The sequence below is a fragment of the Vallitalea pronyensis genome (assembly GCF_018141445.1).
GTDB lineage: Bacteria > Bacillota > Clostridia > Lachnospirales > Vallitaleaceae > Vallitalea > Vallitalea pronyensis.
On the sequence record NZ_CP058649.1, the window covers coordinates 2754213 to 2768391 of the forward strand.

The window sequence follows — 14179 nt, forward strand, 5'->3', positions numbered from 1 at the left end:
AATATGAGGTGATAAGAATGAATATGAACAATTTCACACAAAAGAGTTTAGAAGCCATTAAGGAAGCAGAAACATTGGCCATTTCCAATGGTAACATAGAGATTGGAACAGAACATCTTTTGTTAGCATTGCTAAAACAAGAAAACGGATTAATTAAAAGAATATTAGAAAAGATGGGTAAAGACGTTTCCGAACTAACCCTGGAACTGACACGCTATGTGGACAATATGCCTCAGGTTTCCGGGCCAGGGCGTGAAGCTGGTAAGATTTATGTCAGTAAAACAACGGATAAGGTTCTCACGTCTGCTGTGAAAGAAGCAGATAAGTTAGGGGATCAGTATGTGTCCGTAGAACATATTTTTATTGCATTTTATGAATTACCTAAAAATGATTACACAAGGACGCTGCTTGAAAGGTTTCATATTACGAAGAAGGAACTCTTGAATGTTTTAAAAGCCATTCGAGGTAATCAAAGAGTGGTATCGGATAATCCAGAGTCGACCTATGAAGCACTTACTCGATATGGACATGATTTGGTTGAGGAAGCCAGACAGAATAAGTTAGACCCTGTTATCGGAAGGGATTCAGAAATACGTCACACCATACGTATTTTATCCAGAAAGACCAAGAATAATCCTGTGCTGATTGGTGAGCCTGGTGTAGGTAAAACAGCTATAGCAGAAGGGTTGGCTCATCGTATTGTCAAAGGTGATGTGCCAGATGGCATCAAAGACAAAAAGATCATTTCCTTGGATTTGGGAGCATTGGTCGCTGGTGCGAAGTACCGAGGGGAATTTGAAGAGCGTTTGAAGGCTGTTCTAAAAGAGGTCAAAGAAAGCGATGGTCAGGTCATCTTATTCATTGATGAATTACATACCATTGTTGGGGCAGGTAAGACAGAAGGTGCCATGGACGCAGGTAATATGCTGAAACCCATGTTGGCTCGAGGTGAACTCCATTGTATAGGGGCTACCACCCTGGATGAGTATCGACAATATATTGAAAAGGACTCGGCCCTTGAAAGGCGATTTCAGCCAGTTATGGTTAGTGAACCTACAGTAGAGGACACCATATCTATTTTAAGAGGTTTAAGAGAGCGCTACGAGGTATTTCACGGGGTTAAAATACAAGATAATGCCTTGGTTTCTTCCGCAGTGCTATCCAATCGCTATATTACGGATCGTTTTTTACCGGATAAAGCCATTGATTTAGTGGATGAAGCTTGTGCCATGATTCGAACGGAAATGGATTCCATGCCAACAGAACTGGATGAAGTATCCCGTAAAATCATTCAGTTGGAAATAGAAGAAGCAGCGCTTATCAAAGAAAAAGATGATATGAGTAAAAGCCGTCTCAAGCGTTTGCAGAAAGAGCTGGCTGAATATAGAGACGCTTATCATACCATGAAAGTACAATGGGATAATGAAAAACAAGCCATTGAAAAAGTACAGGGCATTAAAGAGGAACTGGAAAAAGTACATCATGAAATTGAAAAAGCTGAAAGAGAATACGATCTCAATAAAGCAGCTATGTTGAAATACGGACGCCTTCCAGAATTACAGGCTCAGATGGCAAGTATGGAAAAAGATGTTGAAGCAGGAAAAGATAACAACTCTTTGTTGCGTCAACGGGTAACAGAAGAAGAAATAGCTGAGATTATATCCAGATGGACAGGAATACCTCTTAGTAAATTAGTATCAGGTGAACGGGAAAAGTTACTAAAACTAGGGGATATCTTACACCAACGTGTCATTGGCCAAGATGAGGCAATCGTCACGGTGACAGATGCGATTATACGATCAAGGGCAGGTATTAAAGACCCAAAACGTCCTATTGGTTCTTTCATCTTTTTGGGGCCAACAGGTGTAGGTAAAACCGAACTTGCAAAAGCTGTAGCAGAAGTACTTTTCGATACAGAAGATAACATGGTACGTATTGATATGAGTGAATACATGGAAAAATTCTCTGTATCACGACTTATTGGCGCACCTCCAGGATATGTTGGGTATGAGGAAGGCGGACAGTTAACAGAAGCCGTAAGACGGAAGCCTTACTCTGTGGTGCTATTGGATGAAATTGAAAAGGCCCACCCGGATGTGTTCAACATTCTTTTGCAGATATTGGATGATGGACGTATTACCGATTCTCAGGGGCGTACAGTTGATTTCAAAAACACCATTATCATTATGACCTCCAACATTGGGTCACAATATTTATTAGAAGGCATTACAGCATCTGGTGGTATTCGTGAAGAGGCTAGAAAAGAGGTACTAGGGTCTCTTAAGCAATATTTTAGACCAGAGTTTCTAAATCGGGTTGACGATATCGTCCTCTATAAACCGCTTTCTAAAGAAGACCTGAAGGCTATTATTGACCTGCTTATTAACGAAGTTGGACAGCGATTATTAGAAAAACGTCTGAGCATTCATGTCACCGATACAGCAAGGCAGCATATTGTTGATGAAGGTTATGACCCTGTATATGGCGCTAGGCCTCTCAAGCGTTATTTGCAAAGAAACGTTGAAACCATGATTGGTCGAGCAATCATAGCAGGTGATGTGTCAGAAGGCGAAGAAATCGTCATTGATTATAAAGATGACCAACTACAAATTCATTAGTCCATTTATATTGGGGCTGTCTCATTAAAGCAAATTTGTCGGATAGAAGTTTCTTACGCTATTGACGTTATTTTGCTTTAAAGAGACAGCCCCTTTAGATTACTGATGATATTGTGCTGGATTCACATGGACAATGACATCTTCAATATGGTCAAAAGTTAAAAGTGCTTTTTTAATTTTAGCACTGACAGCATGCCCTTCATATACTGTCATATTGGCATCTACCGATACTTTTACCATCAAAACAAAATTAAGCCCTATGGGTTTGGAAGTAATGGTATCAAGATGATCGACACCTTCAATGGTTACAATATGTTTTTCCATTTCTTTTTTAACTTTTGAGTCAATATTAGTGTCCATCAATACCACGTAAGATTGATAAAAAATAGAAACACCTGTATAAGCAATCCATAAAGAAATCAATAATCCAACAATGCTATCAACGAAATAGATGTTAAAATAACCCAGTACAACACTCAGCAAAGTAAGGGAAGAAAGCATAATATCATTCCGATGATCTTGGGCATTTGCTATAGCTAATAAACTATTATATTGTCTTCCAACACGAATAGCGTAGAAAAATAGTATAATTTTTGCTATAATGGAAGCAATGGCAATATATACCAACCATGGTGAGTATTTAAAATGCTGTGCATTGAGTAATGAATCAAGTGACATTTTAAAGATGGAAAAGGCCACAAAAAATAAAGAGAAACTAATAACCATGGAGAAGATATACTCTGCTTTTCCATGACCGTAAGGATGTTCATCATCGCCAGGGGTAGATGATATACGGTTGCCTATATACGTAACTGTAGAAGCAAAAACATCACCTGCACTATTAAGACCATCTGCAATCATGGCTTGACTTTTTGATAAGAATCCGACAATTAGTTTCATAATCAGTAATAGAATATTACCTATAATACCTGATATAGCTACACGTTCAACATGGATATGTTTTTTCAATCATTTCACCTACATTTTGTATGATTTATATTTTTATAGCTTGTATATGTAACGTGATAATATGGGTTGTTATATACTATCTTTATTTATTATATATGATATGAAAAGAATTATGCAAGGATAAAAATTATAGTCCTTTTTGACTATTCAAATTATTTCTTTTTATGTAATAATAAAGTTAAACCACAAAAAATAGTTGAGTATGACTTTTACTACAAGATATTGTTGATTTTTGGGGTATATATATCTTGTTGGAAGTTTAGTCATTGTTACTTTTGTAGATTAACCATGATAAGTATATTGAAAAATGTAGCCATGAATGAGTACGCTCAGGGATATACTTCGGAGTTGAGGTGACATGATATAATGAGATTTGTACCTGTTAGTAGTCTTGCAGAAGGCATGTACGTTGGCAAAAGCTTATACGATAAAAACAATCAATTGTTATTAGGTAAGGGCAGTATGATCCAAAAATCATACATTAATAAAATTTCTGCCCTTGGTTATCAGGGAATTTATGTAGACGATGAGATATCATCGGATATTGAAGTGAAAGATATTATATGTGATGAATTAAGGCGTAATACGATTAGTACCATTAAAGACGTTTTCATTAAAACAGGGAATGCAAATCCTAAGGGAATCGACACAGGCATTGATGAAACAAAATATTTAATCATGAATATTGTGGATCAAATATTAGAGAATGAAGATACCATTGTGAATCTCATTGACCTTAAAATGTTTGATGATTATACCTTCTATCACTGTGTGAATGTAGCTGTATTATCTATTTTACTTGGCACATCCCTTCATTTAAATAAAAATCAATTACTGGACTTAGGTTTAGGTGCCATATTGCATGATATTGGTAAAATGTTTGTGGATACCAATGTACTGAATAAAGAAGGCAGTTTAACAAAAGAAGAGTACAAACATATACAGATGCATTCGGAGTATGGTTATCGGTATCTAAAAGAGACCTTTGCCATACCATCTGCTGCCTATATTGCCGTATTACAGCATCATGAAAAATTCGATGGTACAGGTTATCCCCATAGAAAGGGGAAAGACGACATATCCCTTTATGGACGGATTATTGGTATTACAGATGTATATGATGCGTTAACATCTACAAGGCCTTACCGAAAAGCCCTGTTACCGTCTGAAGCAATGGAGTATATTATGGCTAATGGCGGTGTCATGTTTGATCTGAATTTAACAAGAAAATTTGTTCAAAAAGTTGCGCCATTCCCAGTGGGAACATGGGTACAGTTGAGTAATTGCTATCAAGGTATTGTTGTAGAAAATTATGAGGAAGCTTGCCTTAGACCCAAAATAAAGGTTTTACTTGATGAAAAAAACAACAAAGTTGATCCACATTATTGGAACTTAAAGGATGAAAGAAATCTAAGAAATGTAACCATTACATCTGTCCATGAAGAAAAAACAGGTTAAATAAATAAGCTCCTTCTAATCAGAACGGTTATGATAAGAAGGAGCTTATTAGGTGCCTTATTTATATGGTTTTTATGATTACTGTTAAGAAAAATGATGTATTCAACTGTTTATGACTTGCAATCTGAATGTAAGTGTTGAATATCAAGATATACGGGAAGACCATTTTTATAATCAATTTGTGGTTCCCCATGAATAAGTGGTGACATATAATCTAGTAAATCATGTGTTACATCATTATGGGCATCATTAATCCAATCCTTAGGGATATTTTTTTCTTTATTCGCTACTTTTTCTATAGGCACATAATCCACTTCTATGGTATAGGGGTCATTGTTTGTACGAATAATGGTGACCATAATACCACTTAATCCATCCAGTGCGTATTGAACGGCTTTATTTCCCACAGAGCAGGCTTCATCAATGTCTGTAAGTGATGCAATGTGCATAGCACTTCGTTGCAATACATTCAATTCAATGGATCGGACTTTACATTTTAGGGATTTACTAACAATATGTTCAAGTGTTTTGCCTGTTCCACTTAATTTGGCGTGTCCAAATGCATCCGAACATGGATTATTTGTAGCAGATATGTAATGACCATCTTTATCTTTTATACCCTCAGAGACGGCTACAATAATATTTTTTTTCGTTTCTTGAAGACATTTAAGATCATTTAAAAAATCATAAGTTGAGAAGGGTACTTCAGGAAGGTAGATTAAATCAGGAGATGCGTTATAGGTATTTCGAGCTAGAGCAGATGAAGCGGTTAACCAACCGGCATTACGTCCCATTATCTCAACAATGGTCACGCTGGGTAAATCGTAAATATAAGTATCATAGGATATTTCAAGCATGGTTGTTGCGACAAACTTGGCAGCCGATCCAAAACCAGGGGTATGGTCCGTACCAAATAAGTCATTATCAATGGTTTTAGGTATGCCTACAATTTGAACATCTTTGTGATGGGTTTTCGCATACCTGGATAACTTCAATACGGTATCCATGGAGTCATTACCACCGATATAAAAGAAATATTTGATTTTATGTCGGGCAAAGACATCAAAAATTAAGTTGTATTCGGTTTCATCTTCTTGAATGTTACTTAGTTTATACCGACAAGAACCTAAAAACATGGCTGGTGTGGTTTTTAATGTTTCCAGTTTACCCTTTTCATTAGCAAATATAGAAGTTAAGTTAATCAGTTGATGTTTCAAGACACCCTGAATACCATTAATGGCACCATAAACGGTATGAATTTTAGGACTATCAATAGCTGAGGCAATGACACCGCTTAATGAGGCATTAATAACGGATGTTGGACCACCCGACTGTGCAATAAGACAATTCCACATAGTAAGAAACTCCTTTTCTGTTTTAACAAAACGTGTAGTGGTGTCGCATCATGACACCATACTTTAAATAGCATGAACAACATGGAACCAAAGCCTTAAGGATGAAAGCCAGTTCCAAATGTGTAAGATTTTCCTCACAGCTCAATATGATACAATAGATACACTTAAAAATCAAATAAAAATTTATATCTTAAAGTGTAAAGCATTTTTTCTATACAATGATTAAGAAAACCTAAGGTTTAATCACAAGGTAAAAAGAGACTATTATGTATTATGTCAAATGCTATTATATTGCTAGAAAGGAAAAAAATATTAGTATGAGTTTTATGAGCACTGCACATAATAATATTGCACGAAGCAATCATTGTAGCTTTTCATTTGCAAGATACTTGTACAATATGAAGTAGTAGATATGCATAATAACGTCCTTTAAAAATGTTATTTAAACATTATTCTTACTAATATATGTTGCAAATTACAACGTTTTATAGTATAATAAGGTCACAACAAAAGATTGATGAATTTCCTGGGATGTACGATAACCCTGCATTTTGAACCTACAATTTGAATACGGGAGTTCTACATTTCCTAGCAGATGTCAAGCCTTCAATTGCAGAGGAAGACAGAAGCTATGTTGCGAACACCCACCTAACGTGAGTTAGGGATCAAAATTCAGGAAACGGCATATCCGGGTAATACATACCAAAAATAAGCTACTAGTGATAGTAGCTTTTTTGATTGCATGTATTGGCAGAAGCCATGTCATAACGTATGGTGATACGAGATATCCATTCAAGAAATATCCTTAAAGGTATGCTCTTTCAAAACACCTTGATAATTTATCAATTTAGTAAACTCTGCAAAAATCACGTCAAATAATAGGTCATAACCTTTTTGGTTAAGATGCACCCCATCTTCTGAAATATAGTCTAAGTCATTATCTTGGGACAATACCTTATGATAAAAATCGATAAGAGGACAATGATATTGTCGTGCCAGGCTTTTAATGATATGTACATATTGATTAAGCCTTGAGTTATTTCGAAGAGGTTTTGCGATGGCTTCATTAACTGGAGGAGGGGTTATCAGCACAGGTATGGGTATGCAATTGTTTAAACCAGTTCGGTTATTATGTTCAAGGATAAGTCTAATCATCTGATCATAATTTTGTTCAAAGTCTTCTAGTGAACGATAGCGGTGATCATTGGCACTATCGTTGGTACCAAATTGCATAAAAACCACATTAGGTCGATGAGCCAATACAGAAGCCTGAATACCATGAAGAGCTTCCTGAGTTGTCACACCATTTTTGCTAGAATTAATCATATTCCAAGATATAGAGGGGTAGTAACTTGGTACAAATTTCTCAAGTCGATTCATGTAACTATGAACCTTGCCAACACCAAAACCAGTAGAAATACTATCGCCAAACCCAACAATTGTTGTCTTAATCATATGATTACCTCCAGTTTGTTTAACCTATTACTTGATATAAAATCTTCTTATATCATAATACAAAATAGGCATCATGCCAATAGTTTTTACGAAATTCCATTGATTAACTTAAAAAAATGAGGGAAAGAAATGTCCACACAATCACTATGATGAATGGTCGTGATGCCTTTAGCAGCTAAGCCAGCTACAGCAAGTGACATAGCCACACGATGGTCATGATAGCTTTCCACATCGTTACCGATGAGATGAGGTGAATGATGGATAATCATGCCATCCTCGGTTCCCTGGATATCTGCATGCATTTTAGTAAGTTCAGATACCATGGTAGCAATACGGTCAGATTCTTTTACCCGTAGTTCGCTGGCATCTTTTATAAGGGTTGTCCCTTCTGCAAAACAAGCGGCAACAGCAATGACTGGGATTTCATCAATGAGTGTAGGAATAAGAGGCTTATCGATGATGGTCCCTTTTAGCTGACTGGATTGAACACGAATATCAGCAACCAGTTCGCCATTCATGATTCGTTTATTGAATACTGTGATATTACCGTTCATTGCCTGTAATACATGAATAATACCATCTCTCGTTGGATTAATACCAACCTGTTCAATGGTGATATCAGCATCTTCCAAGATTAACCCAGCAACCATAAAGTAAGCAGCTGATGAAATATCCCCAGGAACAATAATATCCGTTGCAGATAGTTGATCTACGGGAGAAGTGGTAATAGCACAACCATCCGCTTCAATATGTCCACCAAAAACATTCAGCATAATTTCTGAATGGTTACGAGAGCGTACAGGTTCAATAATGGTTGATTGTCCTTCTGTAAATAAACTTGCCAGCATAATACAGGATTTCACTTGTGCGCTGGCTACAGGAGAATGATAGGTTATATTTTGAAGTGTAGAACCTTTAATATAGAGGGGTGCTCGGTCATTATCGTTTATGGATGTAATATGAGCGCCCATTTTTAATAGAGGTTCTATAATCCGTTTCATGGGACGGGTTTTAATGGAATCATCACCTGTAATGGTACACTCAAAATCCTGTGCAGCGAGTATGCCTGATAACAAGCGTAGCGTGGTACCGCTATTGCCTACATCCAGTTCAGAGGTTGGTTTTTTCAATCCCCGAAGACCTTTCCCTTCAACGGTTACAATGGCATCCTCTATATCAATGTGGACGCCCATCTTTTGAAAACATGTGATGGTACTTAGACAGTCTTCACCCATGAGAAATCCCTTGATGGTGGTTGTACCTTCAGCAAGAGCACCTAACATAATAGCTCGATGTGAGATGGATTTATCACCTGGTACTTTCATGGTACCCGATAAGCTTTTTCTAGGCTTGATAATCATAGTATCCTCCTTATAAACCTTCGTAAGATGCATTAGAGATATACGAGGTAGTGCATATCGTTTAATATCTGTATGCTTTGTTCTTGACTATGTAAGTCATAAAATAGAATCTCTAAGACACCTTCTTGGTGTTCTCGGTTATTATTAATGCCAATGTTTTTAATGTTAATGTTATGTTTGGATAAGAGCGTTGCAATTTCTGCAATGATACCAGGTTGATCAACCACATCAACTGTAATTTTGTAAGACTTCATAATGGCGCCAATTTCTCGGTCAGAGAAGGAATCACGATAATTTCTGGCCCTTTCGAAAAATCGCCATACATCTTCCAATTGGTTATGTTGAATCGACGACCGAATGGAGGCCAAATCTTCTTGGAAACAATCCATGATTTCAAGGATATTCTTTTTATTGGTCAAGCATATTTGCTGCCACATCTCTGGCGATGAAGAAGCAATACGTGTAATATCCTTAAACCCGCCAGCAGCTAATGTATGCATTTGCTCTTTTGGGTTATCTAATTTCTGTACCATGTTGACCATAGCTGATGCAATAATATGTGGTACATGGCTAATGCTAGCCGTTATATAATCATGTTCATCAGGTTCTACTAAGATTGGCAACGCACCAATTTGCTCAATGAGCTCCCTTAAGGTTTTCACCATGGTATGTGGTATACTTGGGTCAGGTGTTAGAATATAATAAGCGTTTTCATAAAGATGACTTTCTGCGGATGATATACCGCTTTTCTCTGAACCTGTCATGGGATGACCACCAATAAATTGGTTGCATTGTAATGTCCTTGCCAAATCGGTAATGTCTTTTTTGGTACTACCAATATCCGTCATAATACATGATGGATGCACAATAGAAACCAATTTTTCTAGAACTTCCATGTTTTTCTTAACTGGAGCACATAAAAAGATTATGTGACAATGGCTAAAATCATGAAAATCCTTGTGTGCTATGACGTCGATAATACCTTCTTCATAGGCTAAATGGAGAGCATCAGGATGAACATCATAGGCTGTAATACGACTAGGTGTACATTTTGTTTTTATTGCTTTTGCTAAAGATCCACCCATAAGGCCTAGTCCAACAATACCTATTTGTAATAGCTTCATTTTAAACGCTTTCCTGAAAGTTCTGCAAAGGGTCGAAGCTCCTTGCATAACTGGTCAAAATCTTCCGGTGTTAAGGATTGAGGTCCATCGGATAAAGCAACTGCTGGATTAGGGTGTACTTCAATCATTAAACCGTCAGCACCCACTGCAACAGAAGCTTTTGAGAGTGGATTAACGTACATGCGTTTTCCTGTTGCATGGCTTGGATCAACAATAATAGGTAGGTGGCTTTTACGCTTGACAATAGCGATAGCACTTAGATCAAGGGTATTTCTTGTAGCTGTTTCAAAGGTTCGTATGCCCCGTTCACATAAGACTACATTAGGATTACCTTCACTCATGATGTATTCGGCAGCATTCAACCATTCATCGATGGTTGCAGAGAGACCTCTTTTTAATAAAACGGGAGTTCCTGTTTTTCCAATTTCTTTTAGCAGATAAAAATTCTGCATATTGCGGGCACCAATCTGGAACATATCCACATACTTATAAGCCGTTTCAACAGCTTTTAGACTGGTTACTTCACATACAATAGCAAGACCAGTCTCTTCACGTGCTTTTGCCATGTATTGAAGACCTTCTTCTTCTAAACCTTGAAAAGAGTAAGGTGATGTACGAGGTTTGTAAGCACCACCACGTAGCATCAAAGCACCAGATTTTTTAATGGTTCTTGCTGTTTCAATAATTTGTTTTTCACTTTCAATGGCACAAGGTCCAGCCATGATAACAAAATCATCACCGCCAATTTCCACATCACGGACCTTAACAATACTGGATGCGGCATGAAATTTTTTATTGGCTAATTTATAGGTTTCTGTTACAGGTACAATTTTTTCCACACCATTAAAAAGTTCCAGGTTACAATCGTATAGCTTAGATTTATCACCTATTACACCAATAATGGTCACTTGATCGCCAACGGATAGATGAACATTTAGTCCATGTTGTTCAACAACCGATGTGACGCGTTTAATATCCTGTTCGGGGGTATCGGGTTTCATTACAATTATCATCGAGAATTTCCTCCTAATTATTATCGTTATCAATTTATGGTTGACTACATGATTTATGTTGAAATGAATGAGATCATATGCAAGACATACTTGCATAACATCTATAATTAAAGACCACAATATACGTATCATTCCAATCATAGCGAATTAACATATTGTGGTCAAGGTTATTTCAATATTTCATAAAATATCTTCTACAGAACCTATTTTAATAATGCTTCAACTAGATTAAAAAAGATTTATTTGCTCAAAGTACCAAGGTTAATATGTAGCTAAGTGTAAATTGCTAACGTGCAATCAATGACCATAAAAAAACGTTTCTTGTATTGTACGCTGATTACATGGATATGTCAACACTTTAAAGTCTAAAAGTGTTTTTTTGTTACTTTACATAATGGATACTAAGTGATGACAATTTTATGTCAATTCTATTTTTTGGTCCATTGCCACCAATAATTATAGAAATATACAGACAATAACTTGAGAAATCTTATGCAAATTACATAAAAAAAATAAATGTTTTTTGAAATTATTGAAGGAAATTAATGATTATAGTAGAATATTAAATATATCACATATTTAGTGTTATAAGGCAAAAATTAAACGGCAACATGATTAATATAATGAAGTTTATTGAAAAAATCTGTTGCGATTTCTTATTTGCAAAAAATATTCCAATGATTGGGGGAAAATCCATGAAAATCTACTCATCTGAACAAATTCGTAATGTTGCACTCTTAGGTCATGGTGGAAGTGGTAAAACAACACTGGCAGAAGCTGTGGCGAAAGTTGCAGGCATTATCAAAAGACAAGGAAAGGTTGAAGAAGGGAATACAATAAGTGATTTTGATAAGGAAGAAATGAAACGCGGTTTTTCGATTAATACAACATGTATTCCCATTGAGTGGCAAGATTGTAAAATCAACTTATTAGATACACCTGGTTATTTCGATTTTATGGGGGAAGCAAAAGAAGCAACTCGTGTTGCAGATAGTGCTATTATTGTCGTTTCAGGAAAATCGGGTGTGGAAGTAGGTACAGAAAAAGCATGGGAATATGCTGAAGAAATGGATATTCCAAAAATGGTTTTTGTAACGGACATGGATGACGATCAAGCAAGTCTTAAGAATGTATTAGAGCAGTTAAGAGAAATTTTTGGTAAAAGTATAGCACCGTTTCAAGTACCCATTCGTGATGGTGAACATTTTGTGGGTTTTGTTAACGTAGTAAAGATGCAAGGACGGAAATTTGTAAAGGATCATGTAGAACAATGTGATATACCTGATGATATGAATGAGGCATTAGAACCTGTTCGTGAAATGATTCTTGAAGCAGTAGCTGAAAGTGATGAAACGTTAATGGAGAAGTATTTTGAAGGAGAAGAATTTACACTTGATGAAATTCAAACAGCCCTTCATAATGGTGTTATTGATGGAAGTATTGTACCCGTACTTTGTGGTTCAGGGATTCAGAATATAGGGGTGCAGGTACTTCTTAATTCAATCGTGAAATACTTACCAGCACCTAAAGAAGAACATACCAGTGTCATGGGGGTTAATCCAGACAATGATAAAGAAATTGAAGTGATATGTGATAAGAATGAACCAATGAGTGCTTTGGTATTTAAAACAATTGTAGACCCTTACATTGGAAGGTTATCACTTTTTAGAGTATATTCTGGTATTCTCAAGGCAGATTCATCCTATATGAATGTCAATAAGGATACATCCGAAAGAATATCCCATATATATGTCCTTAGAGGAAAAGAGCAGATAGAGGTAAAAGAAATTCGAGCTGGTGATATTGGCGCTGTAGCTAAGCTGAATAAGACAAGTACAGGCGATACATTATGTGACAGTAGTCGACCTGTTAAGTTGAAGGGCATTAATTTCCCAGAATCCTTAGCTTGTAGAGCCATATTCCCTAATAAAAAAGGTGAAGAAGAAAAAATATCATCGGGACTTCATAAACTTATTGAAGAAGACCCAACAATAAAAGTAGTCATGGACTCTGAAAATCATCAAGAGTTATTATACGGTGTTGGGGGACAACATTTTGATGTCATCAGCAGTAAATTAGAAGCAAAATTCAAAGTAACCATGGATCTTAGAAAGCCCAAAGTACCATTTAGAGAAACCATCAAGAAAAAAATTAAGATTCAAGGGAAACACAAAAAACAATCCGGTGGTCATGGACAATATGGTGATGTGCATATTGAATTTGAACCATCTGGTGATCGCGAAACACCTTACGTATTTGAAACAAAAATTGTTGGTGGATCGGTACCAAAAAATTATTTCCCAGCAGTAGACAAAGGATTGCAGGAATCCGTTCTAAGCGGTGTCCTAGCAGGTTATCCTGTAGTGGGTGTAAAGGCAACACTTGTTGATGGTTCTTACCATCCTGTGGATTCATCTGAAATGGCATTTAAAATGGCTACAAAGGTAGCGTTTAAAAAAGGTATCATTGAAGCAGCACCCGTTTTACTAGAACCTATTGTGAGTGTTAAAGTAACGGTGCCGGATTCCTACATGGGTGATATTATAGGTGATCTTAACAAGCGTCGAGGTCGTGTCCTTGGTATGAATCCTATTAAAGGTAAACAGGAAATATTAGCGGAAGTACCCCAATCTGAGATGTATGGCTATTCCACGGATTTACGTTCCATGACAGGTGGAAGAGGTATTTTTACCCTTAAGTTTGAACGTTATGATGAAGCACCAATGGAAGTACAAGAGAAGGTTATAGAAGATAGGAATAATGAACAATAAGTGAGTATAAATCAGCCGCAAAGTCAATGCTTTGCGGTTTATTTTTTATGCAAAA

At 36.6% G+C, this 14179-nt stretch carries 9 protein-coding genes and 1 other RNA gene; 4 read left to right on the top strand and 6 right to left on the bottom strand.

Annotation, left to right across the window (positions count from 1 at the left end; genetic code table 11):
• The first annotated feature begins 17 nt into the window (after positions 1-17).
• A complete protein-coding gene (gene clpB, locus HZI73_RS11370; RefSeq protein ID WP_212698346.1) occupies positions 18-2618 on the top strand; it encodes an ATP-dependent chaperone ClpB in 2601 nt (866 codons plus the stop codon).
• 99 nt (positions 2619-2717) lie between these two features.
• Here the strand turns inward: clpB and HZI73_RS11375 are convergent, their stop codons facing one another.
• The gene (locus HZI73_RS11375; RefSeq protein WP_212698347.1) at positions 2718-3587 is read right to left on the bottom strand and encodes a cation diffusion facilitator family transporter; all 870 of its coding nucleotides are present in this window, start codon (positions 3585-3587) and stop codon (positions 2718-2720) included.
• A 366-nt stretch (positions 3588-3953) separates the two neighbouring features.
• Between HZI73_RS11375 and HZI73_RS11380 the strand changes: the two genes are divergently transcribed.
• Positions 3954-5045 carry an HD-GYP domain-containing protein gene (locus HZI73_RS11380; protein WP_212698348.1) on the top strand — a complete coding sequence of 364 codons (1092 nt, stop codon included), beginning with the start codon at positions 3954-3956 and terminating at the stop codon, positions 5043-5045.
• A 110-nt stretch (positions 5046-5155) separates the two neighbouring features.
• Here the strand turns inward: HZI73_RS11380 and HZI73_RS11385 are convergent, their stop codons facing one another.
• Entirely contained in the window at positions 5156-6400 is a 1245-nt protein-coding gene (locus tag HZI73_RS11385; RefSeq protein WP_212698349.1) for a 6-phosphofructokinase, read from the bottom strand.
• A 520-nt stretch (positions 6401-6920) separates the two neighbouring features.
• Here HZI73_RS11385 and ssrS point away from each other — a divergent pair.
• A non-coding RNA gene (gene ssrS / locus HZI73_RS11390) (6S RNA) lies at positions 6921-7099 on the top strand.
• A gap of 93 nt (positions 7100-7192) precedes the next feature.
• Here ssrS and HZI73_RS11395 read toward each other — a convergent pair.
• The 4 genes from HZI73_RS11395 to aroF all read right to left on the bottom strand — a co-directional run bounded on the left by HZI73_RS11395 (position 7193) and on the right by aroF (position 11353).
• A complete protein-coding gene (locus tag HZI73_RS11395) occupies positions 7193-7855 on the bottom strand; it encodes an SGNH/GDSL hydrolase family protein (RefSeq protein WP_212698350.1) in 663 nt (220 codons plus the stop codon).
• A gap of 86 nt (positions 7856-7941) precedes the next feature.
• Complete coding sequence (aroA, locus tag HZI73_RS11400; protein ID WP_212698351.1) at positions 7942-9216, bottom strand: 3-phosphoshikimate 1-carboxyvinyltransferase; 1275 nt, start codon at positions 9214-9216, stop codon at positions 7942-7944.
• A gap of 32 nt (positions 9217-9248) precedes the next feature.
• Positions 9249-10340, bottom strand: a complete 1092-nt coding sequence (locus tag HZI73_RS11405) for a prephenate dehydrogenase (protein WP_212698352.1) — start codon at positions 10338-10340, stop codon at positions 9249-9251.
• Positions 10337-11353: a 3-deoxy-7-phosphoheptulonate synthase gene (gene aroF, locus HZI73_RS11410; protein ID WP_212698353.1), complete on the bottom strand. Its 1017-nt coding sequence runs from the start codon at positions 11351-11353 to the stop codon at positions 10337-10339. Before aroF ends, HZI73_RS11405 begins: the two co-directional genes overlap by 4 nt.
• 695 nt (positions 11354-12048) lie before the next feature.
• Here aroF and fusA point away from each other — a divergent pair.
• Complete coding sequence (gene fusA / locus HZI73_RS11415) at positions 12049-14124, top strand: elongation factor G (RefSeq protein WP_212698769.1); 2076 nt, start codon at positions 12049-12051, stop codon at positions 14122-14124.
• Positions 14125-14179 lie beyond the last annotated feature (55 nt).